The sequence below is a fragment of the Janthinobacterium sp. genome, from assembly GCF_031995485.1.
GTDB lineage: Bacteria > Pseudomonadota > Gammaproteobacteria > Burkholderiales > Burkholderiaceae_D > Janthinobacterium.
This window is the reverse complement of record NZ_DAMAGB010000004.1, coordinates 25,884-49,381: the sequence shown is the minus strand read 5'-3', so window position 1 is coordinate 49,381 and position 23,498 is coordinate 25,884. Positions and strand designations below refer to the sequence as shown.

At 62.8% G+C, this 23,498-nt stretch carries 22 protein-coding genes; 10 read left to right on the top strand and 12 right to left on the bottom strand.

Features of this window, described 5'->3' with window-relative positions; translation table 11 throughout:
* Nucleotides 1-40 precede the first annotated feature (40 nt).
* The 7 genes from trmD (at nt 41) to RTQ46_RS04365 (ending at nt 6,086) form a co-directional block, all read left to right on the top strand.
* Nucleotides 41-787, top strand: a complete 747-nt coding sequence (trmD, locus tag RTQ46_RS04395) for a tRNA (guanosine(37)-N1)-methyltransferase TrmD (RefSeq protein ID WP_312434838.1) — start codon at nt 41-43, stop codon at nt 785-787.
* Nucleotides 788-922: 135 nt separating this feature from the next.
* Nucleotides 923-1,306, top strand: a complete 384-nt coding sequence (gene rplS, locus RTQ46_RS04390) for a 50S ribosomal protein L19 (RefSeq protein ID WP_035825414.1) — start codon at nt 923-925, stop codon at nt 1,304-1,306.
* 74 nt (nt 1,307-1,380) lie between these two features.
* Nucleotides 1,381-2,040, top strand: a complete 660-nt coding sequence (locus RTQ46_RS04385) for a CoA pyrophosphatase (RefSeq protein ID WP_312434835.1) — start codon at nt 1,381-1,383, stop codon at nt 2,038-2,040.
* A 132-nt stretch (nt 2,041-2,172) separates the two neighbouring features.
* Nucleotides 2,173-3,132, top strand: coding sequence for a CobD/CbiB family protein (locus tag RTQ46_RS04380; RefSeq protein WP_312434834.1), 960 nt, complete (start codon nt 2,173-2,175; stop codon nt 3,130-3,132).
* 215 nt (nt 3,133-3,347) lie between these two features.
* Nucleotides 3,348-3,674, top strand: coding sequence for a DUF3579 domain-containing protein (locus RTQ46_RS04375; RefSeq protein ID WP_312434832.1), 327 nt, complete (start codon nt 3,348-3,350; stop codon nt 3,672-3,674).
* 118 nt (nt 3,675-3,792) lie between these two features.
* On the top strand, nt 3,793-4,611 hold the full coding sequence (locus RTQ46_RS04370) for an AraC family transcriptional regulator (protein WP_312434831.1): 819 nt from the start codon (nt 3,793-3,795) through the stop codon (nt 4,609-4,611).
* A gap of 2 nt (nt 4,612-4,613) precedes the next feature.
* On the top strand, nt 4,614-6,086 hold the full coding sequence (locus RTQ46_RS04365) for a nitrilase-related carbon-nitrogen hydrolase (RefSeq protein WP_312434830.1): 1,473 nt from the start codon (nt 4,614-4,616) through the stop codon (nt 6,084-6,086).
* Here the strand turns inward: RTQ46_RS04365 and RTQ46_RS04360 are convergent.
* Nucleotides 6,072-6,812 carry a GntR family transcriptional regulator gene (locus tag RTQ46_RS04360; RefSeq protein ID WP_312434829.1) on the bottom strand — a complete coding sequence of 247 codons (741 nt, stop codon included), beginning with the start codon at nt 6,810-6,812 and terminating at the stop codon, nt 6,072-6,074. The two genes, RTQ46_RS04365 and RTQ46_RS04360, sit on opposite strands and share 15 nt — an antisense overlap.
* 381 nt (nt 6,813-7,193) lie before the next feature.
* On the opposite strand from RTQ46_RS04360, the gene RTQ46_RS04355 reads away from it, so the two are divergent.
* On the top strand, nt 7,194-9,854 hold the full coding sequence (locus tag RTQ46_RS04355; RefSeq protein WP_312434828.1) for a TonB-dependent receptor: 2,661 nt from the start codon (nt 7,194-7,196) through the stop codon (nt 9,852-9,854).
* An 870-nt stretch (nt 9,855-10,724) separates the two neighbouring features.
* Here the strand turns inward: RTQ46_RS04355 and RTQ46_RS04350 are convergent.
* The 11 genes from RTQ46_RS04350 to RTQ46_RS04300 form a co-directional block, all read right to left on the bottom strand.
* Complete coding sequence (locus tag RTQ46_RS04350; protein ID WP_312434826.1) at nt 10,725-11,162, bottom strand: GFA family protein; 438 nt, start codon at nt 11,160-11,162, stop codon at nt 10,725-10,727.
* Between the two features lie 277 nt (nt 11,163-11,439).
* Nucleotides 11,440-12,744, bottom strand: coding sequence for a tetratricopeptide repeat protein (locus tag RTQ46_RS04345; protein ID WP_312434825.1), 1,305 nt, complete (start codon nt 12,742-12,744; stop codon nt 11,440-11,442).
* 159 nt (nt 12,745-12,903) lie between these two features.
* Nucleotides 12,904-14,028, bottom strand: a complete 1,125-nt coding sequence (locus RTQ46_RS04340) for a sn-glycerol-3-phosphate ABC transporter ATP-binding protein UgpC (RefSeq protein ID WP_312434823.1) — start codon at nt 14,026-14,028, stop codon at nt 12,904-12,906.
* A gap of 1 nt (nt 14,029) precedes the next feature.
* Nucleotides 14,030-15,304 carry an MFS transporter gene (locus RTQ46_RS04335; RefSeq protein WP_312434822.1) on the bottom strand — a complete coding sequence of 425 codons (1,275 nt, stop codon included), beginning with the start codon at nt 15,302-15,304 and terminating at the stop codon, nt 14,030-14,032.
* Between the two features lie 38 nt (nt 15,305-15,342).
* The gene (locus tag RTQ46_RS04330; protein WP_312434821.1) at nt 15,343-16,158 is read right to left on the bottom strand and encodes a carbohydrate ABC transporter permease; all 816 of its coding nucleotides are present in this window, start codon (nt 16,156-16,158) and stop codon (nt 15,343-15,345) included.
* 13 nt (nt 16,159-16,171) lie between these two features.
* Nucleotides 16,172-17,041, bottom strand: a complete 870-nt coding sequence (locus RTQ46_RS04325) for a sugar ABC transporter permease (RefSeq protein ID WP_312434820.1) — start codon at nt 17,039-17,041, stop codon at nt 16,172-16,174.
* Complete coding sequence (locus RTQ46_RS04320; protein ID WP_312434819.1) at nt 17,038-18,306, bottom strand: extracellular solute-binding protein; 1,269 nt, start codon at nt 18,304-18,306, stop codon at nt 17,038-17,040. Before RTQ46_RS04320 ends, RTQ46_RS04325 begins: the two co-directional genes overlap by 4 nt.
* Before the next feature lie 89 nt (nt 18,307-18,395).
* On the bottom strand, nt 18,396-19,406 hold the full coding sequence (locus tag RTQ46_RS04315; protein ID WP_312435009.1) for an SIS domain-containing protein: 1,011 nt from the start codon (nt 19,404-19,406) through the stop codon (nt 18,396-18,398).
* Complete coding sequence (gene nagA / locus RTQ46_RS04310; protein WP_312434818.1) at nt 19,399-20,511, bottom strand: N-acetylglucosamine-6-phosphate deacetylase; 1,113 nt, start codon at nt 20,509-20,511, stop codon at nt 19,399-19,401. Before nagA ends, RTQ46_RS04315 begins: the two co-directional genes overlap by 8 nt.
* Nucleotides 20,508-21,242 (bottom strand): GntR family transcriptional regulator, encoded by a 735-nt coding sequence (locus tag RTQ46_RS04305; protein ID WP_312434816.1) that lies wholly within the window; start codon nt 21,240-21,242, stop codon nt 20,508-20,510. Before RTQ46_RS04305 ends, nagA begins: the two co-directional genes overlap by 4 nt.
* Complete coding sequence (locus RTQ46_RS04300; RefSeq protein WP_312434815.1) at nt 21,236-22,126, bottom strand: BadF/BadG/BcrA/BcrD ATPase family protein; 891 nt, start codon at nt 22,124-22,126, stop codon at nt 21,236-21,238. Before RTQ46_RS04300 ends, RTQ46_RS04305 begins: the two co-directional genes overlap by 7 nt.
* A 344-nt stretch (nt 22,127-22,470) precedes the next feature.
* Here RTQ46_RS04300 and RTQ46_RS04295 point away from each other — a divergent pair, with 344 nt between their 5' ends.
* Nucleotides 22,471-22,749: a hypothetical protein gene (locus RTQ46_RS04295; protein WP_312434814.1), complete on the top strand. Its 279-nt coding sequence runs from the start codon at nt 22,471-22,473 to the stop codon at nt 22,747-22,749.
* Between the two features lie 220 nt (nt 22,750-22,969).
* Nucleotides 22,970-23,473, top strand: coding sequence for a hypothetical protein (locus RTQ46_RS04290; protein WP_312434813.1), 504 nt, complete (start codon nt 22,970-22,972; stop codon nt 23,471-23,473).
* Nucleotides 23,474-23,498 lie beyond the last annotated feature (25 nt).

Below are 23,498 nucleotides of genomic sequence, written 5' to 3'. Positions count from 1 at the left end.
GCTTTTATTGTGCCGGCCAATGTTTTGGGATAGGTAAGCGATGCAATTCGATGTCGTGACCCTGTTCCCGGAAATGTTTGCCGCACTGACGCAGTCGGGTGTCACCCGGCGTGCCTTCGAGCAGCAAAAATGTGGCCTGTCGCTGTGGAATCCCCGTGATTTCACCACCGACAATCACCGTACCGTGGATGACCGTCCTTATGGTGGCGGCCCCGGCATGGTGATGATGGCCAGGCCGCTCGAAGCGACCATCAATGCCGCCAGGCAGCGCCAGCAGGACCTCGGTCTTGCCGCGCCGCGCGTGGTGTTCATGTCGCCGCAAGGCCGTGCCCTCACGCACGAGCGCGTCACGCAGCTGAAAGCCGAACCCGGTTTGGTGATCCTGTGTGGCCGCTATGAAGCCGTGGACCAGCGCCTGCTCGACCGTTGTGTCGATGAGGAAATCAGCGTCGGCGACTTCGTGTTGTCGGGCGGTGAATTGCCTGCCATGGCGCTGATGGACGCGGTGATCCGGCTGTTGCCTGGAGTCTTGAACACCGAGGCGTCGGCGGTCGAAGACAGCTTTGTCAATGGCCTGCTCGATTCGCCGCACTATACGCGGCCGGAAACGTATGAAGGCGTGAGCGTGCCGCCGATCCTGATGGGTGGCAACCATGCCGAGATCGTCAAGTGGCGCCGCCAGCGCATGCTGGAAGCGACCGCCAAAAAGCGTCCCGATCTGTTGATCAGCGCGCGTACCGCCGGCTTGCTCAGCAAGACCGACGAACAATTCCTGGCCAGCCTGTAAGTTTTCTTCGGAGAACAAGCAGGGTGGCCTTGCAGTGCCGGGCATGTTGCCCAATTAGTGCAGTACCCATCCTCTACCGGGCGGATAGTCAACTATCCACAGTGCGCCGGCATGATGGCTTTCGGAGTGTTAAAAATGGATCTGATTCAACAATTAGAGCAAGAAGAGATCGCCCGTCTGGGTAAATCGATTCCTGACTTCGCACCAGGCGATACCGTAATCGTCAGCGTCAACGTCGTCGAAGGTACGCGCAAGCGCGCCCAGGCGTACGAAGGCGTCGTTATCTCGCGTCGTAACCGCGGCCTGAACTCGAACTTCATCGTTCGTAAAATCTCGTCGGGCGAAGGCGTTGAGCGTACGTTCCAACTGTACTCGCCGCTGATCGCTTCGATCGAAGTGAAACGCCGTGGTGATGTTCGCCGCGCCAAGCTGTACTATCTGCGTGAGCGTTCGGGTAAATCGGCGCGTATCAAAGAAAAACTGCCAAACCGCCGCGTTGTGGCGAAAGCAAGCGCGTAATACTAGCGTCTGCGTTGGTAAGAGGGGTGCCTATGGGTACCCCTTTTTCGTTTCTGGAGTTGGAGGCTGTCTGCATGGCAACAATCGCGTTTGACCCGAAAAAACTGGCTGTCGATTCGATCGCCGGCGAAGCCGCGCTCGACGCCGCGCGCATGACGCCGGAAGCGCTGCGCCAGCGCCTGGCGGCGCCGCCCGAGTGGCAGCCCGAGATTACCCAGGATTTTCTGTCCGCGCGCGCCGAGCCGGTGGCCGCCGCCGTGCTGATCCCGCTGGTGCAACGCCCCGAAGGCCTGACCATTTTGCTGACCATGCGTACCGATCACCTGAGCAGCCATGCCGGGCAGGTCAGCTTTCCAGGCGGACGCAGCGAAGTGTATGACGAGTCCGCGATTGCCACGGCGCTGCGCGAAACGGAAGAAGAAGTGGGCCTGGCGCGCGCGCACGTGGAAGTGCTCGGCTGCCTGCCCGATTACCTGACCGGCACCGGCTACCAGGTCACGCCGGTGGTGGGCCTGGTCACGCCGCCGTTCGAACTGCGCGCCGATCCGTCGGAAGTGGCCGAGATCTTCGAAGTGCCGCTGGCCTTTCTGATGGATGGCGTCAATCACCAGCGCCTGTCGGTGGAATTGCCCGGCGGACGCCGCTCGTTCTACGCCATGCCGTATGAACGATTTTACATTTGGGGCGCCACCGCCGGCATGCTGCGCAACCTGTTTCATCTCTTGCGCGCCTGAGCCGGCTGCCATAAATGCCTTGCACAACTATCCAAATATCAGCTTCAATTGTAATAAGTTTGATTCCGGCACGGCACTGCGTTATCGTAGCGGGCATTGCGGTATTGCTGTAAAAGACAAAAAGGACCATCGATGACATTTCTCTCCATACTTTGCGCACTACTGATCGAGCAGCTCAAACCCTTGCGTGCGGATAATATGATCTACGCCGAGATCAAGAGCATGGCGATGCGCATGGAGACCTGGTTCAATGCTGGCCACGCCAGCCACGGCCGCATGGGATGGTTCTTGATGCTGGGCGCGCTGATGATCCCGACCGCCGGCATCTACTGGGTACTGATCCACTACAACCTGACCCTGGTGGCGTTCGCCTGGAATGTGCTGATCGTCTATCTGACCCTGGGCTTTCGCCACTACAGCCACTACTTCACGTCGATCCAGCTGGCCTTGAGCGCCGGCGACGAACCTACCGCGCGCGCCCTGCTGGCCGAGTGGACCAAGCTCGACACGGTCGGCATGGACGTCAATGAAATTTCCCGCATCGCCGTCGAAAAAGCCCTGATCACCACGCATCGCAATGTGTTCGGCGTCTTTTTCTGGTTCATGATGCCGGTCGGTCCCGCCTGCGCCGTGATGTACCGCGTGTCCGAATACCTGGCGCGCGCCTGGAATGAACCCGAGCACATGCGCAATGAAGCGTTCGGCCTGTTCGCCGCGCGCGCCTTTTACTGGATCGACTGGATCCCCGTGCGCCTGACAGCCGTGGCGTTTGCCGTGGTGGGCAACTTCGAGGATGCCATCTACGCCTGGCGCAATTTCGCGCACCGCTGGTACGACGAAGCGATCGGCATCATCCTGACGGCCGGCGGCGGCGCCATGGGCGTACGCTTGGGCACGCCCCTTGAGACGGCCGCGCGCGTGGTGGTCACGGCCGACATGGCGATCGATGACAGCGACAGCGAGAGCGATATCCTGCCCGGCGACGAGCCTGGCGTGCGCTCGCTGCAAAGCACGGTGGGCCTGGTCTGGCGCGCCTTGCTGCTGTGGATGCTGCTGTTGCTGCTGCTGTCGGGCGCGATCTTCCTGGGATGATGCGCGTCGTGTGGCAAGTGCAATTCGTTTAGAATAAGGGGCTGGCGCAGCGGATGCGCCGGCCCTTTTTGCATGCGGCCGGCACAGCGTCGCAGATCGGGCTAGAACCCAAGTCTTCTATAAGATATAATACTGACTGTCCGCAAGACGCAATCGAACGACCAGCCCGGCTTATCCGCCGGGGCCATTCACGCAATCCAGTCCCGACAAGCCACATGGCCGAGTTATCTCAAAACAACGGAGAACTCTCAGACGAGTTTTTCATCCTTGGTCTCACCAGCAATGGCAAGCAATTTCGCCCCAGTGATTGGGCCGAACGCCTGTGCGGAGTGATGTCCTGTTTCAATCCCGAGGGCGGCGGGCGCAATGCGCACCTGCAGTACTCTCCCTACGTGCGTCCGACCGTCGTCAATGGCGTCAAATCGGTGGTGGTCAATGCCAAGCTGCGCGACATCGAACCGATGGCGTTTCACTTCGTGCGCGAGTTCGCCAAGGACAACGACCTGCAGATCGTCGACGCCTGCTTCGTGCCGCCCAAGTAACAAGTCCCGCCCGCCGCAAGCGCACGCCGCCAGCCGGCGCGTCCGCGCTGCGCAAAAACGATCAAATCCCCCTTGCCTGAAAATGCTACAGTCGCTGCTCGTCCAACGGGAAGCGTCCATGAGCTATCTGGCCAAAGCACTGTGGTATATCGAATCGCATTACGCCGACGACATCACGCTCGATGATGTGGCCGCGGTCGGCGGCGCTTCGCCCTGCCACCTGACGCGCGCCTTTGGCCTGGCCACCGGACACTCGGTGATGCGCTATCTGCGGGCGCGCCGTCTCAGCGAGGCGGCCCGCCTGCTGGCGCAGGGCGCGCAGGACATCCTCGCCGTGGCCATCAGCGCCGGCTACGGTTCCCATGAAGCGTTTACGCGCGCGTTTCGCGACCAGTTCGGCCTGACGCCGGAAATGGTGCGGACGCAGCGCCATGTCGATAATCTGAACCTGGTGGAGGCCATCAAAATGGACAAATCGCTCAGTGTCGCACTCGAACCGCCCCGCTATGAAGACGCTCCGGCCATGCTGCTGGCCGGTCTTGGCGCGCGCTACCGCCCCGAAACGGTGGCCGGCATTCCCGCGCTGTGGCAGCGCTTCCTGCCGCATGTGGCCGCCGGCCAGGTGGTCTATGGCGCCTGTTATAACAACGATGATGCCGGCAACTTCGATTATCTGTGCGCGACTGCTGTCGACAATTTTTCCCGGGTGCCGGACGACTGGACGCGGCTGCGCCTCGGGCCACAGCGCTATGCCGTGTTTTTTCACCGCGGCCATATTTCCACCATCCGCGCCACCTGGCACACGATCTGGAACGCGTGGCTGCCGGGCTCAGGTTTGACAGTTGCCGACGCGCCCGATTTCGAACGCTATGATCACCATTTCGATCCCGTCAGCGGCAACGGCGGCGTCGAGATCTGGCTGCCCCTGAAAGCCTGAGCATGCTGCTGTCCCTGTCTTCACCACCGTTATTCGCAGGCACTTCCGCGCTGCGCCTGCGCCTGCTGCAACTGGCCGCCGCGCTGGTGGCGGGCCTGCCCCTGTACGGGGTGCTCGGACCGCAACCGCTGGCGTGGCTGGCCTGGTGTGCGCCGCTGCCCTTGCTGCTGCTGGCCCTGCGCTCGAACCGGCTTGACGCCGCCTGGATGACGCTGGTGGCCGCACTGCTGGGACTGTCGTCGAATATCGCGTACTTCAGCCTGTTGATGCCGGTGCCGGCAGTGGCGCTGGTGCTGGCCGTCAAGGCCATGCTGTGGCTGCTGGTGGTACTGGCCACGCGCGCGCTGGTGCTGCGTTACCGGACAGGCTGGACGGTGCTGGTGTATCCCGTGCTGTGGGTGGCGCTCGACACGCTGATGGCGGCACTGCTGCCTGATGGCAACTGGGGCAGCCTGGCCTATTCGCAGGCCGATAACCTGCCGATGCTGCAGGTGGCTGCGCTGGCCGGCGTGCCGGGCCTGCTGTTCCTGCTGTGCCTGGCGCCATCGGCGCTGGCGCTGTGGCTGACCGGTGGCCGGCGTTGCGCGCCAGCCGCCGTCGCCAGCCTGATGCTGCTGCTGCTGGCCTGGGCCGGCGGCGCCTGGCGCTTGCAGGCAATGCCGCCGGTGTCCGATACGCTGGCGGGCCTGGTGGCGATCGACGACTTTGTCGGCCCGGCCACGCCGCCGGCGCGCGCGCAAGCGGTGTGGGACCAGTATGCGCGCCAGGTCGAACAACTGGCGGGGCAGGGTGCCGCCTTGATCGTGCTGCCTGAAAAAATCGCCGTGCTGACGCCCGCTCAGGCTGCAGTCGTGCAGCAGCGCTTCCGCGCACTGGCGCAACGCACGGGTGCTGCCATCACGCTGGGCATCGGCATCGATGATGGCGGCGCAAGGCGCAACCTGGCCTGGCTGTTTGCACCCGATGGCGCCGCGCCAAACAGCTACCAGAAGCATCACCTGGCGCCGCCCGAACGCGAATTCCTGCCCGGCGCTCGCACGCAGGTGGCGCTGGTAGCGGGCCGCGCCATGGGTCTGGCCATCTGCAAGGACATGCATTTCGCCAGCTTCGGCAAGCTGTACGGCAAGGCGGGCGCGAACGCCGAGGTGATGCTGGTGCCGGCCTGGGATTTTCAGCTCGATGCCTGGATGGGCGCGCGCATGACGCAGGTGCGCGGCGTGGAAAACGGCTATGCGGTGGTGCGCGCGGCGCGCGAAGGCCTGCTGAGCGTCAGCGATGCGCATGGCCGCGTACTGGCCGAGACCGCCAGCAGCCCCATGCCGGGCCGGGTGCTGCTGGTGCAGTTGCCGGCGCGCGCCCGCGTGACGCCGTGGGCGCCATGGCTGGCGCCGCTGTTCGGCTGGGGCTGCGTGGCAGCCAGTGTCCTGCTGATGGCGCTGCGCTGGCGCCGTGGCCAGCGTTTAGCTGGTAGTTAATTCCGCCACAAAGTCATACATGTCGCCGCGAAAATACGAGCGGCAAAACTCCACCGCGCGGCCATCGCGCAAAAAACCCAGGCGCTCGACCGACAGGCCGGCGTCGCCTTCCTTTGCCTGCAACAGCACCGCCTGCTCGCCCGTCAGCAGCAGCGCGCTCAGGCGTTGCAGCGCCCGCACCGGGCGGTTGCCGGCCTGTTCCAGCGCGTCGTACATCGAAATGTCGACCGCCTCAGGTGATGGCAGGCAGCCGGCCACGATGGTCGCGTATTCCAGGCACATCGGCAGGTCGTCCGCATAGCGGATGCGGTGAAAGCGGTACACGGGCGCGCCCGGCGACAGCCGCAGACGCAATGCTTCTTCCGGCGTGACGGTGCCTTCCGAGCGCTTGAGCCAGACGCTGCGCGGCGTGCGCCCGCGCGCGCGCATGTCTTCCGAGAACGAGGTCAGCTTGGCGAAATTCTTTTCGATCCGGGTGTTGATAAAGTTGCCCGATCCGGGCCGCCGCACCAGCAGGCCCTCGGTGACCAGGCCATCGATGGCCTTGCGCACGGTGATGCGCGAGATCGACAGGTCGCTGGCCAGCTGGCGTTCGGCCGGCAATGCTTCGTCGGGACCGAGCAGGCGCTTGTCGATCGCCAGGCGCAGCGCACGCTGCAATTGCTGGTACAGGGGCAGGCTGCTGGTCTGCCCCAGTTCTTGCATGATGTGAGCCAGGGTGGTCATACGTGGACGGTCTCCGGTGCGGCGCGCTGAACACGCGCTCTGTGGTTTGCTTGCCGGGCAATGCCCTGGCAAGCGTTTTGGATAATACCAAAAAAGACCGCTGTAAAACCAATTCCCCTTTTTTCCTTCCACAGCCGCGTTTGCCTGCATCTGGTATGGCCTCGCTCCCATAGGGAAGCAACTGCCAGCCCCCTCAAGTGGTCTGTGTTATAGCAACAACGTTATAAAAAATTTGCGCTAACTGGTAGTGCTCTGGTATTGGATAGTAGTATATTGGCGTTAAATTGGTTTTGTAAGTGGTCAACAGAAGGGTCTACCAGAACAGGACCCATTAAAAAATGAACGGGTTCCATCCAGGAGCCTCAAATCAAGGGGGAGTACATGAAACGCAATTTGACACCTGCAGCCGTCGTCCTGAAATCCGGCTCGCGCAGCCGTACGCCGATCGCCGCAGCGGTGGCCCTGCTGGCGGCCGGCCTGGCATTCTCGGCCCAGGCCCAGGAAGCTGCCGCGGAAGACGTCACCACCGTCACGGTTACCGGGGTGCGCGCCTCGCTGGAAAAGTCGCTCAAGCAAAAACGCAATGCCGATTCCGTGGTCGAAGTGGTAACCGCCGAAGATATCGGCAAGATGCCTGACCGTAACGTGGCCGACGCGATCCAGCGCCTGCCGGGTGTCAATACGCAATCGTCGGCCGGCGGCGAAGGCGGCTTCGGCGAAAACGACCGCGTCAGCCTGCGCGGCACCAGCCCCAGCTTCCAGCAAACCCTGTTCAACGGCCACGCCATCAGCACCGGCGACTGGTTCGTGCTGAACCAGTTTGGCGGCAACGTCGGCCGCAGCAGCAGCTTTTCGCTGCTGCCGTCGGAGCTGGTCAGTTCCGTCGTGGTGCACAAGAGCGCCACCGCCGACCTGCCCGAAGGCGGCGTGTCGGGCGTGATCGACGTGATCACGCGCCGTCCGCTGGAATTCAAAAACCAGATCACGGCCGAAGGCTCGATCCAGGGCTTTTATAATGACCTGGCCGGCAAGACCGAACCGCAATTCTCGGGCCTGGTGAACTGGAAGAACGATACCAATACCCTGGGCGTGATGCTGCAGGGCTTCTCGCAAAAATCGTCGGTACGCCGCGATGGCCAGGAAATCCTCGGCTATACGCCGATCGCCGCCGGCAGTGCCGCCGCCCTGGCGCACCCTGAACTGGCCGGCGTGAAAGTGCCGACCTTTATCGGCGCCAGCCTGTTCGAGCAGAAGAAAACCCGTTCCGGCGGCGCTTTCGATATCGAATTCAAGCCCAGCCGCGACCTGACGCTGGACCTGAACGGCTTCTATTCGGAACTGAAAGCTCCGCACCAGAACACCAACTGGCTGGCCGCGCCGGCCAACTCGATCAACAGCGCCAACCAGGTCCCGACCAACTACACGGTAAAAAACGGCACGCTGACGGGTGCCACCTTCGGCACCAACTCGGGCGAAGTCGACAATATCTACCGTCCTGATGCGGGCGGCGAATCGTACTACCTCGATTTCAACTTCAAGTACCGCGCCAGCAAGGACCTGACCCTGACCGGCAAAGTGGGCAAGACCCACGGCGTCGGCTACGACCGCGACGACGTCTACTACCAGAACAATGTCGATGGCGGCATGGTGTACCAGTTGAACGGCATGAGCCCGGCCAGCGTCTCGTATCCGGGCGGCACCACCACCAAGCCCGGTTCGACGGCCTGGGCCGGCGGCGGCGAATCGCGTTCGGTCGACCAGGAAAAATACGCCCAGCTCGACGCGGAACTGCGCCTGTCTTCCGGCGTGTGGGACAGCATCAAGTTCGGTGGCCGCGTCACCGACCACAAGCGCGATGCCGAGCACCCGTTCGAGACCCGTCCCGGCGCGCTGGGCTTTACCAATCCCGGTCCCGTGTGGAACGGCACGATGTACCCGAGCGATTTCGCCAGCGACCTGGGCGGCAACCTGTCGTCGAACTACTTCAAGTACGACGGCGCGGCGCTGGGCGCCTGGGGCGCGGCCAACGGCAACCGCCTGTTCGACTATGTACGCCGCCACAACTGGACCGACGAATTCCGCCTGCAGGAAAAAACCTCGGCCGTCTACGCCATGGCCAACCTGACCGGCGACAACTGGAGCGGCAACTTCGGCCTGCGCGCCGTGCACACCAAGCAGTCGACGCTGGTCAACCAGGCCGGCGGTCCGATCACCGGTTCGGACTGGGGGCCGTACTCGCAGAACCTGTTCGAGCGCACTTATAACGACTACCTGCCGAGCGCCAACATCAAGTTCGACGTGCGCAACGACCTGGTGGTACGCGCAGCGATCGCCCGCACCATCGCCCGTCCCGACTACAGCGCGCTGGGCGGTTCGGTCTCGCTGAACGACGATGCATTGAGCGGCAGCGGCGGCAACGTCAACCTCGATCCGGTCAAGTCGGACAACGCCGAAGTGAGCGCCGAGTGGTACTTCGCGCCGAAGTCGGCGTTCTCGGTGGGCCTGTTCTATATGGACCTGAAATCGGTAGTCTCGAACGGCACCGTCAGCGCCACCTACTTCAACAGCAAGCGCAACGCGAATGCCGTCTACCTGATCACCTCGCCATTCAATACCAGCGGCAAGAACAAGGGCGCGGAGTTCAGCTACCAGCAGCCGCTGTTCGGCGACTTCGGCATCCTGGCCAACTACACCTATGCCGACGGCAAGCTCGACAACGGTGACGAACTGGTCAACGCATCGCGCAACACCTACAACCTGACGGCGTTCTACGAAGCCAATGCATTGAGCGCGCGCCTGGCCTACAACTATCGCTCGGCCTACAAGGCGGGCGTGGACCGTGGCGCCAGCCAGCACGTCGAAGGCAGCGGCGGTTTGGCCGGTTCGATCAATTACAAGATCAACGAGCATTTCACGATCACGTTTGATGCGCTTAACCTGACCAATACCACCATCAAGATGTATGCGGAGAACAAGGACCAGCCACGGGCTTTCTACAGCAATGGCCGGACTTTCTATCTGGGGGTGCGTGGCAAGCTGTAAGTTGTTTTCGTAGTTTTCAAGGCAGATATGGGCGCGCGGCACCGTGTTCATGCTGTCGGCTGTCTTTCAAGGCAGGTTCCTGTAATGGGGGCCTGTCTTTTTTTATGGTGCGATGGTTGCAAGCCGGGGTGCGTTCCCGTCAGGTCTGAAAGATTAAAGCGTAAAAACTTAAAACGGCGGGCCGGAAACGCGGGCCCGAGAAAATGCCGATGGCGGCGTTGCGGCTTCCTTGCCGTACATGCGTACTGTCTGCGTCGCCGCGCCTTGCCCTCGACATTTTTCAGGCCCGCTTGGCCCGGAGAGCCTGGGCTGGCGACTTTGGTCGTGACATATTTCGCTGGTTTGCTGGTTTGCTGATTTGCTGGTTTGTTGGTTTGCTGATGAAGCAGCGAAACTCCGTCGCTCATCGCTGAATGGCGGCTCCCGCCCTGTTGTGTTGAAAAAGTCGAGTGGCAACAATTTCGGCAGGTTGCAGATCCAAAACAGTCCGATATCGTTCAATAGCGACGGTTCTGGCCAGTCCAGGCTGGCAGGAGTTCTATCTAAACGTCAACGTACTCGCGTTTATCAACACAATAGCCCTAAATCTGAACTCCTAGATGTCAGGAGCTTTAAGCGCTACCCGGTATCTCAAAAATTGGTTAGATGATTTTTTCCGATGGCGCCTTCGGCTAAAACACGAAAACGAGCTCCGTACGCTGCATGGGTATGGAGGCACACAACTAGAGCTTTAATTCAAGCGCCAGTCGGCCGATTTTACGTGCGGCATTGGTCGAAACAAAATCTATCGGTCAAATCCCGGCGGCTGAGCAAAGGACCGCATTCGACCCTGAAGCAGCCATTCAGGTTGGGCCAATTGCCCGACATATTTCAGCGGGCAGTATTCGGAACATAGCGCAAATATCCTGCGATACTGGACACCGCCCCGACGCCCTGGTCCTTTGGATGGGATCGGCCTTCGCTCACGGGAACCTCTGCAAAATCAAACGGACTAATCCCTTCCAGGCAGGCAACATTAACGCCATATTGATCGGGGTTGGACCTCCGCTGGTGATGGGTGTATATCCCGCACTTTGAACAAAAATAGTGCTTCGCTTGCATCGTATTGAACTGATACAGCGTCAGCAATTCCTGTCCCGAAGTTATCGCCATGTCCTTGATATCAGCTGAAACCGCGATCGCACCGCGCATGCGGCAATAGGAACAGTTGCAGCGCCGCGCGGTGTTGAGTCCGTCGCTAAGCCGAACTTGAAATCGTACTGCTCCGCAATGACATGCGCCTTGCAAATTTTGACTGCGATTGTCCATTTTTTTTCTTTCAATGACGGCTGATGGCTGCCTTCAGCCCGACAGCTATCTGTATCTCAGCCATTCAGCCCGGATTTTAAAAGCAGGGGTGGATCAACCTTGAATCATAGCGCCGAACGTTCTTGAAGAGTTCGGGATATCCGGCTTTTCTGGTTTCCATGTCCATGCCAGCCATTCATCCTGCCCGTATGGCCAGCCTTTTATCCGTCAAAAAAAAGCAAAAAAAAGCGGCGCCGGTATTGACCGGGGCCGCTTTGTTGGCTGTGATACCTGAAACTTACTGGGCTGCTGCTGCCGGTGCTGCTGCCGCCGTGGCAGGGCGGTTCAGCCACAGGATCCAGTAGCGGGCCAGGTCGCTCACGCCTTCGCCGCCCTTGACGGTTTCCAGGACCTTGATGGCTTCGTCTTTCTTGCCAGCCATTGCCAGCGAGTAGCCCAGGCGCAGCTTGGCGTCTTCTGGGCGCTTCAGGCCGCCTTTGGCGATGCCTTTCTGGATCAGGTCGATGCCTTTGTCGAACTGGTCCATCGTGACAAAGGCGTAGCCGAGGTTGACCAGGCCGGTGCCGTCCTTGCTGCGGTTGGCCGATGCTTCGCCGCTGGCGATGTTTTTCACGTCGTCGGCGGCAGCCTTGTTGGCCTGGTCGCGCAGTTTCTTGTGCTTGGCGGCATTGCCGCCTTTGCCCAGCACGCCCTTGGCGTAGCCGTCGTCGAGCACTTTTTTCGCTTCGGTCGGGAAGGCGTCGGTCAGGGCGATTTCCGCCATGTCGCTGTAGTCGCGTTCCGGCATGACGCTGACGGCCTTGTATTGCAGGCGCAGCACATCCAGCGCGAAGCGGTCCGAATAGCCGGCCTTGCCTTGCACGCGGCCCAGCAGGTCGATCCAGTAATCATCGGATGGGTAGTAGCGCACCAGGTTTTCCATGGCGATCAGGTAGGTGGCCGGATCCTTGCTTTTCGAACCCGTGTTGGCCAGCAGTTGCAGTTCTTCCAGGGTAGGCGTCTGGTTGGCCTGCTGCTTGGCGGCGAGATCTGCCGACAATTCCTTTTTCGCGCGCTCGAAATCGTTGCCGAAGTAGTAGGCGCGGATGATGTATGGACGCACGGTAGCGATATCGCCGGTTTCCGTCTGGTAGCGGGTAAACCATTTGATCGCGTTCGGATAGTCCTTGGCGTTATAGTGGAAATTGGCCAGTGCCTGGATGAAGTCGCCCTGCGATTTCTTGTCCAGCTTGCCCGATTCGATCACCGCTTCCAGTGCCGGCATGGCCAGCGCAGGATTGTTGGTGGTCGAGCCCAGCGCCACGCGCAGGCGGTTGATGACGAAGGTTTCATACGGCGTCAGCGCCGGCGTGGCGGCAGCCTGGTCGATGCGGCTTTGCACGTCGGCGTAGTTTTTTGCATCCATCGAGGCCTTGACGGCCGTCGGGTCGAGCAGCTTGAAGATTTCAGGACGAACGGTATCGGCTGGAGCGGCCGCTGCGGCTGCAGGCTTGGCGTCCTGGGCGTGCGACACGGCAGGCAGGACATTGAGGCCGATGGCGGCCAGGAGCAGGCTGAGGCGGGCAAGACGGTATTGGGACATGGTCGATCCTTCAATCAATAACAAAAAGACGCTCCCGCAATCGCAGCCGCGGATCGCGCGGCGGCAACGCTTGGGGGCAGGGATTCTGAGCAAAACACGTATTCTGCCATTCCAGCCGCGCAAGTCCAAGGGCGGCAGTATGGTCAACAGCGGCTATTGTCACATAAACTGCCGGGGCAGGGCGCCTGGCGTGCGCGGCAGCGCCTTGCCCGCGGCGTCGAACAGCAGGCAGTGGCGCGCCGGCAGATGCAGGCGCAGGGCCTGTCCCGCCTGCGGCAGGACGTCGTGCGCCGGCTGCCTGACGGCCAGTACCGCCGGTCCACCCGGAACGCCGGCATGGACGATGGCCACGTCGCCCAGGTACTCGACATGGCTGACCCGGGTGTCAAGCACATTGGCGCCGGCAGCGGCTTCAGATTCGACATGTTCTGCGCGCACCCCCAGCACCAGGCTGTCGCCGGCCGCCACGCCATCGCCCTGCGCCGCCACCTCGATCATGGCGCCGCCGTCCAGCCGCACCGTGACGGTAGCGGCGCCGGCGGCGATGGCGGTACAGGCGAGGAGGTTCATCTTCGGCGCGCCGAGAAAGCCTGCCACGAACAGCGTGCCCGGATGGTTGTACAGCGCGTGCGGCGTGCCCACCTGTTCGATGCGTCCGCCATTGAACACCACGATGCGCTGGCCCAGGGTCATCGCCTCGACCTGGTCGTGCGTGACATAGATCATGGTGGTCTGCAGTTCCTGGTGCAGGCGCGACAGCTCCACGCGCATCTGCACGCGCAGGGACGCGTCGAGGTTGGACAGCGGTTCGTCGAACAGGAACAGCTGCGGTTTGCGCACGATGGCGCGGCCGATCGCCACGCGCTGGCGCTGGCCGCCGGACAGGTCTTTGGGTTTGCGCTGCAGCAGCGGCGTAATCTGCAAAACCTCGGCCGCGCGCGCGACCGCCTCGCGCACCTGCGCTTTCGGATGGCCGGCCAGCGACAGGGCAAACGCCATGTTTTCGTACACCGTCATGTGCGGATACAGCGCATAGCTCTGGAACACCATCGCCAGGCCCCGTTCGCTTGGTGCGATATCGTTGGCCAGCCTGCCGCCGATCTGCAGCTCGCCGCCGCTGATCTCTTCGAGTCCCGCGATCATGCGCAGCAGGGTCGACTTGCCGCAGCCCGATGGCCCCACGAAGACGATGAATTCGCCGTCATGGATCTCCAGGTCGATGCCGTGAATGACGGTGTGTTCGCCGTAGCGCTTGACGATATTGTTCAGGGTGACCGCTGCCATGCTACGCCTTTGCTCCATCATCTTTTGGTGCGATGCGCATAAAGCGCGACAGCACCAGCACGGGGATGGCCGACACCAGCACCCACAGGAAAAACGTCTTGTAGCCGAGCGCCGTCTGGATATCGCCGCTGACCATCTTGAACAGCACGAAGCCCAGCTGCATCACGCCGGTGGCGAACGCATAGTGGGCGGTCTGGTATTTGCCGACCGAGACCACCTGCATCATGAACAGGATCAGGCCGACAAAGCCGAAGCCATAGCCGAACATCTCGGCGCTGAGCGCGGCCGTGATCAGCGCCAGGTCGGTCGGCATGCTGTGGCTCAGGTAATAGAACACCAGGTTGGGCAAATTCATCGCCAGGATCAGCAGTGGCATTGCGCGCTTGAGGCCCAGCCACGATGTGAAATAGCCGCCGCCTATGCTGCCCAGCAAAAATGCCACCGTGCCGGCCGTGCCGTAGACGGCGCCCACTTCGGTGGTCGACAGGCCCAGGCCACCGAGCTCGCGCGCCTCGCGCAGGAACAGCGGGCCGATGGTCTGCACCTGCGCCTCGCCGGCGCGAAACAGGATGATAAAGGCGATCATGCCCCAGATGCCGGGCTTGTTCAGGAAGTCGATGAACACGTCCCACAGCGTGCCGCCGATGCCGGCCACGCTCTTGTCGGCCACGATGGCGTTGCGCACCTGCGGCAGCGACCAGCTGTGATACGCAGCCAGCGCCAGCATCATGGCGCCGATAATCAGGAAGATCACCGACCATGCGGGTTTGACGCCGATATTTTTTTCCAGGTAGCCGGCCAAAATCACCAGGCCGCCCAGCGAAATGAATTTGCCGGCATTGAAAAACGCGCCCTGCCAGCCGGCGTACGCGGCCTGCTGTTTCGGCGACAGGCTGGCGATATACAGGCCGTCGCAAACGATGTCGTGCGTCGACGAGGCCAGCGCCGCCACCGCCAGCACGGCCACGCAGGCGGCAAACCAGATGGGCGTGTGCAGCGCCAGCGCGATCAGGCCCAGGCTCAGGCCGCCGAGGAACTGGAACAGGATCACCATGGTCTTTTTGCTGGACGCCAGTTCCAGCAAGGGACTCCACAGCGGCTTGAAGACCCAGGCAAAACCGATCGCGCCGGTCCAGCGCGCGATCTGGTCGTTCGGCACGCCCAGGCTCTTGAACATCAGGCCGGCCACCAGCGCCACCGCATAGAACGGCAGGCCCTGGGCAAAATACAGCGTGGGCACCCAGCTGATCGGACTGCGTGCGGCTTTGTCGTTCATGGAGACTTCCTTATCGAGTGACGTTGTATGCAAGTTGTTCATTTGACGGCGCCGTCCATGCCGCGCATGAAGAAGCGCTGGGTAAACAGGAACGCCAGCAGGGTCGGCACGATGGTGATCAAGGTGCCGGCGGCGACCACGCGCGTGCTGCTGCCAAAGGTGCCGCGCAAGTACAGCACGCCCACCGACAGCGGGAATTCATCGGGCTTGCTCATCACGATCGAGGGCCAGATATATTCATTCCACGATTCGACGGCCGTCAGAATGCCGACCGTCGCCAGCCATGGCGTAATCAATGGCAGCATGATGCGGCTGAAGATCACCCACTCGGATGCGCCATCGACGCGCGCCGCATCGATCAGGTCCTGCGGCACTTCCTCGAAGGCCTGCTTGAGCAGCAGGATGGCCACGGCGGTGACCACATTGGGCAGGATCACGCCGGTGTAGGTGTCGACCAGGCTTAACTGCGTGATGGTGATGAAGTTGACCAGGAAGTTGACCTCGGACGGCAGCACCAGCGTGGCCAGGATCAGGCCGAACACCAGCTTGCGGCCGCGGAATTTCAGCCGCGCCAGCGGATAGGCGGCCATCGAGCATAGTGCCAGCTTCCAGAACACGGTCAATACGGCGATCAGCACGGAATTCTTGAAGAACGACCAGATCGGGATCGCCGCGAACACCTCGGCAAAGTTCTCCAGCGACGGCGACTTTGGCCAGAAGGTCGGCGGAAAGGCAAAGATATTGCCTTCGGTGGAAATCGCGGTCACCAGCGTCCACCAGAACGGAAACACGCAGACGACGGCGATCGCGCACAGCACGCCGTAGTGGCCGACCATCTGCAAACGTTTTTTCAAGGTCGCTCCCATCTCAGCGGTGCTTCGGTTTCAGGTAGCGCAGGCAGAGCAGCGCGATGGCGATGCACAGCAGCGACACGACAAGGCTGGCCGCCAGCGCGCGCGGCAGCTTCAGGTGTTTCAGGCCCTGGTCGTAGGCGTAGTACAGCGCGGTGAAGGTGGAATTCATCGGCCCGCCCTGGGTCAGCACATCGACTTCCTGGTAGGCCTTCAGCGCCGCCAGCACCGACAATATCGTGCACAGCATGATGGTGGGGCGCAGCATCGGCACGGTAATTTTCCAGAAGCGCTGCCAGCGGCTGGCGCCATCGAGCATCGCCGCTTCCTGCATGTCCGACGGGATAGCCTGCAGCGCCGCCAGGTACATCACCATGTACCAGCCCAGGCCGCGCCACAGCGTGACGAACATCACGGCAAACAGCGCCAGGCTGTCGTTGCTGAGCCAGCCCACCGGCGCGTGCACCAGTTTCAAGGTCATCATCACGTAATTGAGCGCGCCCTGTTCGTGGAACATGAAGCCCCACATGATGCCGACCACGGACACGGTGGTCACCACCGGCACATAGAAGGCGGCGCGAAACAGGCGGATGCCGGGCAGGCGGTTATTCACCAGCACGGCCAGCACGATGGCGCCCACCTGCACGAAGGGCACCATCAGCAAAAACACCAGCGAATTTTGCAGGCCGGTGACGAACATTTCGTTATTGAAGATATAGCGAAAGTTGTCCAGGCCGACAAAGCGCGTCTCGCGTATCAGGCTGTAGTCGGTAAACGCCAGCACGGAACCATAGCCGACCGGCCAGAACGAAAAGGCGGCCAGCAGCACCAGCGCGGGCGCCAGGAACAGCCAGGCTTGCAAGCTGCGGCGGCCGGACGGCGTCATCGCGGTGCTCCGTGGCGGGGCAGGGTAGCGAGCTTGCGGTTCCAGATGGCCACCGCCTGGTCCAGCGCCTGCCGCACGTCCTGCTTGCCGGTGACGCCCGCCTCGACGGCTTTCACCAGCGAGCGGCGCAATTCGTCATAGTCGTCGATGCCGGCCACATACAGCGTGCGCGAGTGATGCATCGACAGCGCGCCGGCGGCCACGGCTTTCTCGGCGGCGCCGGCGTGCGCTGGCGTGGACAGGAAAAACGGGTCGCTGGCCGCTTTCACGGTGGTGGGAAACACGCTGGCCTGGCGCGCGAACGCCAGCTGGTTGCCGTCATTGGTCAGAAAGCGCGCGAACCTGCCGACGGCCGGCAGCCGGCGCGCCGGCACGCCTTTCGGAATCGCGAAATGCACCAGCCAGCCGCCATCGGCAATGCCGGTCGGCCCCAGCGGCGCGGGCGCCACGTCGGTGATGGCGTAGATGTCTTTCGCATCGCTGCGGATGCGCTGCATGGCTGTTGGCGGCGCCAGCAGCATGCCCAGGCGCCCGCCCTTGTAGGCGTCGATCACGGCCGGGAAATTATCCTCGGCGAACAGGCTTTCCTTCAGCAGGCCGCCCACCTTGTACGTGTCGGCCAGTTTCTGTACCAGCGCCACATGCCGCGGCGAATTGAACACGGCGCGGTTGTCGGCCATCACGGCCAGCCCCTGCTGCATGAACAGGCCGTCGATTTTCGACAGTGCCGGCGCCAGCCCCGCCTTGCCGGTCTTCTGCGCGATCTGGCGCGCAAACGCCAGCTGTTCATCGAGGCTGGCCGGGCCGCGCGTGAGCCCTGCCTGCCTGAAAATGGCGGTATTGAAAGCGATCACCGCCACGTTGCTGTACATCGGAAAACCGTAGGTGCGGCCATTGAAGCGCAGGTCGGCCAGCGCCGCCGGCAGATAGCTTGCGCGCGCCTCGCCGAGCAGGCCATCGACGGGTGTGAGCAGGCCGTCGCGCGCGTATTCGTCGGCCCACGGCACGTTCAGGCTGACCAGCGCCGGCGGCGTGCCGGCCACGATGCGCGTGACCAGCTTGGTCTGGATCACGTCCCATGGAAAATCGATCCACTCGATTTTCACGCCCGGATTTTGCGCCTCATAGCGCGCCACCACGCCATTGAAATACGGCGTGAACTTGGGCTTCATGCTGAAGGTCCAGAATTCGATATTTTCCACGGCGTGGACGTGCGGCGTCAGCAGGGCCGCGCATGTCCATGCTGCCAACAGTCTCTTGATCATTATTATTATCCTGGCCACTGAACCCCGCAAAGGCCGGGGTCGGACCCTCAGGGTCCGACCCCGGTTTCTGCCCTTGGGTTGGATGTTGCCTAGTTTGTTTTTGTAACCTTGCTCAAATGCCGTGGCGCATCCGGGTCCATGCCGCGCGCGGCCGCCAGTTGGGCCGCCATCACGTAGAAGGACTGGATGGCGACGATCGGGTCGAGGTCCGGCGTGGCCGACACCGGCAGGGTCAGGTCGCGCTCGGCCACGTCGTTCGGCGCCGCCAGCAGCACTTTCGCGCCGCGTCCGCGCATTTCATGCGCCAGTTGCAGCAGGCCGGCCTGGGCCGGGCCGCGCGTGGCGAAGATCAGCAATGGATAGCCTTCCTCGATCAGCGCCATCGGGCCGTGCTTGATTTCGGCGCCGCTGAACGCTTCGGCCTGCAGGGCCGAGGTCTCCTTGAATTTCAGCGCCGCTTCCAGCGCCACGGGAAAACTGATGCCGCGTCCGACCACCATGATATTGCGCGCCGGCGCCAGGACTTCGACGGCCGGCGACCAGTCGATGCGGGTGGCGTCGCGCAGCGCTTCGGGCAGCGCTTCCAGGCCGGCCAGCAGCTCGGGATCGTTCTGCCACTGCGCCACCATGCGCGCGCCGGCCACCAGGCTGGTAATGAAGCTCTTGGTGGCGGCCACGCTGTGCTCCTTGCCGGCGCGCAGCGGCATCGCCCATTCGGCCGCGTGCGCCAGGGGCGAATCGATATCGTTGACCAGCGCCACGGTGGTGGCGCCGCCGTCGCGGAAGTAACGGATCGGCTCGACCACGTCCGGGCTCTGGCCCGATTGCGAGATCGAGATGGCCAGCGTGTCGCGCGTTTTCAGCGGCGATTTGTTGAGCGTCACCAGCGACATCGGCAGGGACGCCACCACGCGGCCAAGGCGCGCCATGATCAGGTAAGCGACATAGCCGCAGGCATGGTCCGAGCTGCCGCGCGCAATGGTGAGCGCGGTGGAGAACGCGGTGCTCCTCAATTTGCGGCCCAGTTCCGCGTAGCGCTCGCCGTCGCTGGCCAGTTGCAGGGCGACGCATTCGGCGGCGGAAACGGCTTCTTCAAGCATCTTTGAGGTCACAGAGTTCTCCTTCTATATAAACGGCTTTGAGTTTGAGATCGCGATCGAGTACCACCAGATCGGCGTAGGCGCCGGGGGCCAGCCGGCCGCGTTCTTCCAGGCCCAGGTAATCGGCGGCATTGGTCGACACGCGGCGCGACGCGTCGGCCAGATCCAGCCCCAGTCCCACCAGGTTGCGCAGCGCCTGGTCGAGGGTCAATGTGCTGCCGGCCAGCGTGCCGTCGGGCAGGCGCACGCCGCCCATGCATTTCTGCACGGCGTGGCGGCCCAGCATGTATTCGCCGTCCGGCATGCCGGTGGCGGCGGTCGAATCGGTAACGCAGTACAAATGCGGGATCGCGCGCAGCGCCGTCTTGATGGCGCCCGGGTGCACGTGCAGCAGGTCGGGAATCAGTTCCGCATAGTCGGCGTGGGCCAGCGCGGCGCCCACCATGCCTGGCTCGCGGTGGTGCAGGCCACTCATGGCGTTGAACAGGTGGGTAAAACCGGAGGCGCCGTGTTCCAGCGCGGCTACCCCATCTTCATAGGAGCCCAGCGTGTGGCCGATCTGCACGCGCACGCCGGCGTCGGCCAGCTGGCGCACCAGGTCCAGGTGGCCGGCGATTTCCGGCGCCACCGTGATCACGCGCAGTTTTGCCAGCGTCTGCAGCCGTTCGATCTCGGCCAGGGTGGCGGCGCGCGCGTAGTTCGGCTGCGCGCCCAGCTTGCCGGAATTGATGTACGGGCCTTCCAGGTGGGCGCCCAGCACGCGCGCGGTGTTCGGCCGGCGGTGCTGTGCCGCCACGCCGATGGCGCTCAAGGCCATGTCGATGTCTTCGGGCGGCGCCGTCATGGTGGTGGCCAGCAGGCTGGTGGTGCCGTGGCGCGCATGGATGGCGGCAATCTTGTAGACCGCGTCGCCGCCTTCCATGATGTCGTGACCAGCTCCGCCGTGCACGTGCAGGTCGATAAAGCCGGGCAGGATATAGTCGTCGCCGTTCTGCGACGGATGGGTCGAGCTGCCCTCGATGCCGTCCACGCGTTCGCCAAAGGCGATGGCGCCGTGGATCCAGCCGCCGGGGGTCAGGATATTGCCTTGGATAGTGCTGCTCATCTGCGAGACTCCGCTACGAATTCATAATAATCACTGCGGCAATACGAGTGGGTCAGTTCCACCGCCGCGCCGTTGTCGAGATAACTGACTCGGGTGATATGCAACATGGCTTCACCCTCCTTGATATGGGCCAGCCTGGCCTGTTCCGCGCTGGCGTTGACGGCGCGGATGTGCTGCAGCGCGCGCATCGGGATGGTGCCGCGCGACTCCAGGTAGCCGTACAGCGAATCGCTGACCTGCTGCGGGTCGGGCATGTACAGCACCGGGATGGTGGTCGTTTCGATCGCCATCACCACGTCGTCGGCGGTGCGCAGGCGCCGCAGCCGCGCCACCGGCATATGCGGCGACAGGCCCAGCGACAGCAGTTCCAGCGGCGCGGCCGCGCCGATATCGCGCTGCAGCCAGCGCGAGCCGGCCGTGAAGCCGCGCTGGCGCAGTTCCTCCGAAAAGCTGGTCAGGCGCGACAGCGGCTGCTCCAGCCGCGGCGTGATATACGTGCCCGAGCCGCGCTTCCTGGTCAGCATGCCGCGCTCGCACAACATGTCGATCGCCTTGCGCGCCGTGACGCGCGAAATGGCCAGCAGTTCGGACAATGCGCGCTCGGAAGGCAAGGCCTGGTTGGCGCGCCACTCGCCGCCTGCGATGCCGTCCGACAGCATGTTCGCCACTTGCAGGTACAGCGGCGTGACGCTGTCCGGATCGGCCTTGAAGGCGGACAGTTTGCTCAGCATGGCGCGCTGTCTTTTTGCTGATGCATGTGGCGCAGGATCAGGCGCAGGCCGCCGGCCGCCGAGTCGCCCTGCGCCGGCACCACGCGCTGCAGCAGGTCGGCCGGCAGATACGGCGACAGGGGCGCGGCCAGGCCGCCGCACAGTGCCACCGGCAGGCTGGCCTGCGGATCGAGCGCGCCGGCGATCAGCGCGACCTGCCGCCCGGCCTCGGTCAGAATGGCCAGCGCGGTGGGGTTGGACGGTCCATGCTCGAGCACCAGGCGCGCCAGTTGCGCATACGTGGTTTGCGTGGCGCCAGCCAGCCAGGCCTGCATGGCGTCGCGCTGGCCGCCACAGGCATCGACGATGGCGCTGGCAAAGGCGTTGCCGGACACGCGGCCGTCGACCACCTGCTGCGCGTGATTGACGGCGCGCATGCCGATCCAGGCGCCGCCGGCTTCGTCGCCCGAGGGAAAACCCCAGCCGCCCACTTCGTGCCGGCTGCCGTCCGCATGCAGCACTTCGCCCACGCTGCCGGTACCGATCGCCACGATGGCGCCGGGGTTGCCGCCGTGCGCGCCCAGCAGGGTGGTCAGCGCATCGGATTCCAGCGCCACCTGCGCGTAGCCGGGATTGTGTTCGAGAAAGCTGGCAGCCCATAGCTTGTTGTGCACGCCCGCCAGGCCCAGGCCGATGGCGATCTGCTGCAACGGCGGCTGGGGCAGGCCGGCGGTGCGGAAGGCCAGGCTGGCGGCATGCGCCACCGCGCTCCAGGCGCGCTCGACGCCATGCGCCAGGCCGGACGGGCCGCTTTGTCCCTGCGACAGTTCCTGCCCGTCGGGCCGCGCCAAGCGGATGCGGGTGCCGCTGCCGCCACCGTCGACGCCGAGTATGTATTCGATCATGTTGTGCTGTCCGGCTATGGTTGAGGGCGCGCGCCATGTTGTTTATTGCGGCCGCGAAAAAAGCTGAAAGCACTATAGGGTTGGCCCAGGGGCTTGTCAACAGGTATTTAAGTGGTATTGTAAAATGGTGTGAAGGGTTTTCATCCAAACCCTGAATATTTGTTGCAAGTATTTGTTTTTAAATGATTTTAGTGTTTTTGTTGAATGGTATTGAAATGGCCTTGTTCAAGTCCAATTCATGAGGCCACTTTGCTGGCGTCGGCTATGCCTTGCTTAAATGCATGCTTGGCAGCGCAGGCCGTCCGGAGTACAGTCCGCCTTTTACATTCAAGCTGGAAGAACACATGAACGACAAGGCAGCAGATTATTGGGATGACTGGCAGCAAGAGGCGCTGGCGGCCGGCGTGTCGGCGCCGCTGGCAGCGCTGGGCATGGAACTGATGCGCACGCACCGCAAGAACCGCTGGCCCAAGGATTTCCTCGGCCGCGCAAGCGATGGCGAAGTGATGATCGCGATGTGCCTGGAAGACGAAGCGGAAACGGAACTGTTCTTTATCGAAAACCTGTATCCCTACGATACGGCGCTGATCGAAAAGACCAAGCGCCGCCTGTGCTTGCATTAAGTGACATGAAGGGCCGCCATGCGCGGCCTTTTTTCATGGCGCACTGCGCGCATTGTCTGCGGGGAGTGTCATAATGCCTGAGGCATTCTCGCCAGAGCACGGAGTACACCATGAGCAAGGCACAGGACAGCAAGAAGGAAGCCAAGAAGGAACCGGCGAAATCGATGAAGGAAAAAAAGGAAGCCAAGAAGGTCAAGAAAGAAGAGCGCAAGCGTTAAGCATGCGCGCTGGCCGTCCTCACCATCGCTGGCGGTCGCTGGCGCTGCTGGCAGCCTTGCTGCCGGCGGTGGTTTCCCACGCGCAGCAAAAGACGCCGCCATCGACCTTCGGGCAGGTGGTGGGCAATGCGGTGCTGTGCCTGGACGATATCGACAACAAGTCGTTTTACTCGTATCTGCTGACCGCGTTCGGCCCTGCCTACAAGCATGAAGGCGGCGCCTACTGGTTCCGCACCGACGCCGTGCTGTGGGGTGCGCCCATCACCGACGTGATTGTCAGCGATGACACCAGCGCGCTGGTGTTCATGGGCGTGGTGGCCGATTCGACGCCGGAAAAACTGGAACCGGCCATCCGCGCCGCGTCCGGCCTGCCGTTTGGCCGGCTCGATTATTCAAAGTTTCCCGTTCGCGGCTCCAAGCCTGGCAGTAAAATTGTCTACTTTCGCACCAAGGCAAAAGTCTATTGCGCCAAGTACAAGCCATTGCCGCCCGCACAAACACGCTAGCGCCCGGTCTTTGTTATCTGTGTCG

What these genes read in the sequence shown, in the direction of transcription:
- trmD (WP_312434838.1), top strand. Translation starts at nt 41, where the DNA reads ATGCAATTCGATGTCGTGACCCTGTTCCCGGAAATGTTTGCCGCACTG.
- rplS (WP_035825414.1), top strand. Translation starts at nt 923, where the DNA reads ATGGATCTGATTCAACAATTAGAGCAAGAAGAGATCGCCCGTCTGGGT.
- RTQ46_RS04385 (WP_312434835.1), top strand. Translation starts at nt 1,381, where the DNA reads ATGGCAACAATCGCGTTTGACCCGAAAAAACTGGCTGTCGATTCGATC.
- RTQ46_RS04380 (WP_312434834.1), top strand. Translation starts at nt 2,173, where the DNA reads ATGACATTTCTCTCCATACTTTGCGCACTACTGATCGAGCAGCTCAAA.
- RTQ46_RS04375 (WP_312434832.1), top strand. Translation starts at nt 3,348, where the DNA reads ATGGCCGAGTTATCTCAAAACAACGGAGAACTCTCAGACGAGTTTTTC.
- RTQ46_RS04370 (WP_312434831.1), top strand. Translation starts at nt 3,793, where the DNA reads ATGAGCTATCTGGCCAAAGCACTGTGGTATATCGAATCGCATTACGCC.
- RTQ46_RS04365 (WP_312434830.1), top strand. Translation starts at nt 4,614, where the DNA reads ATGCTGCTGTCCCTGTCTTCACCACCGTTATTCGCAGGCACTTCCGCG.
- RTQ46_RS04360 (WP_312434829.1), bottom strand. Translation starts at nt 6,812, where the DNA reads ATGACCACCCTGGCTCACATCATGCAAGAACTGGGGCAGACCAGCAGC.
- RTQ46_RS04355 (WP_312434828.1), top strand. Translation starts at nt 7,194, where the DNA reads ATGAAACGCAATTTGACACCTGCAGCCGTCGTCCTGAAATCCGGCTCG.
- RTQ46_RS04350 (WP_312434826.1), bottom strand. Translation starts at nt 11,162, where the DNA reads ATGGACAATCGCAGTCAAAATTTGCAAGGCGCATGTCATTGCGGAGCA.
- RTQ46_RS04345 (WP_312434825.1), bottom strand. Translation starts at nt 12,744, where the DNA reads ATGTCCCAATACCGTCTTGCCCGCCTCAGCCTGCTCCTGGCCGCCATC.
- RTQ46_RS04340 (WP_312434823.1), bottom strand. Translation starts at nt 14,028, where the DNA reads ATGGCAGCGGTCACCCTGAACAATATCGTCAAGCGCTACGGCGAACAC.
- RTQ46_RS04335 (WP_312434822.1), bottom strand. Translation starts at nt 15,304, where the DNA reads ATGAACGACAAAGCCGCACGCAGTCCGATCAGCTGGGTGCCCACGCTG.
- RTQ46_RS04325 (WP_312434820.1), bottom strand. Translation starts at nt 17,041, where the DNA reads ATGACGCCGTCCGGCCGCCGCAGCTTGCAAGCCTGGCTGTTCCTGGCG.
- RTQ46_RS04320 (WP_312434819.1), bottom strand. Translation starts at nt 18,306, where the DNA reads ATGATCAAGAGACTGTTGGCAGCATGGACATGCGCGGCCCTGCTGACG.
- RTQ46_RS04315 (WP_312435009.1), bottom strand. Translation starts at nt 19,406, where the DNA reads ATGCTTGAAGAAGCCGTTTCCGCCGCCGAATGCGTCGCCCTGCAACTG.
- nagA (WP_312434818.1), bottom strand. Translation starts at nt 20,511, where the DNA reads ATGAGCAGCACTATCCAAGGCAATATCCTGACCCCCGGCGGCTGGATC.
- RTQ46_RS04305 (WP_312434816.1), bottom strand. Translation starts at nt 21,242, where the DNA reads ATGCTGAGCAAACTGTCCGCCTTCAAGGCCGATCCGGACAGCGTCACG.
- RTQ46_RS04300 (WP_312434815.1), bottom strand. Translation starts at nt 22,126, where the DNA reads ATGATCGAATACATACTCGGCGTCGACGGTGGCGGCAGCGGCACCCGC.
- RTQ46_RS04295 (WP_312434814.1), top strand. Translation starts at nt 22,471, where the DNA reads ATGAACGACAAGGCAGCAGATTATTGGGATGACTGGCAGCAAGAGGCG.
- RTQ46_RS04290 (WP_312434813.1), top strand. Translation starts at nt 22,970, where the DNA reads ATGCGCGCTGGCCGTCCTCACCATCGCTGGCGGTCGCTGGCGCTGCTG.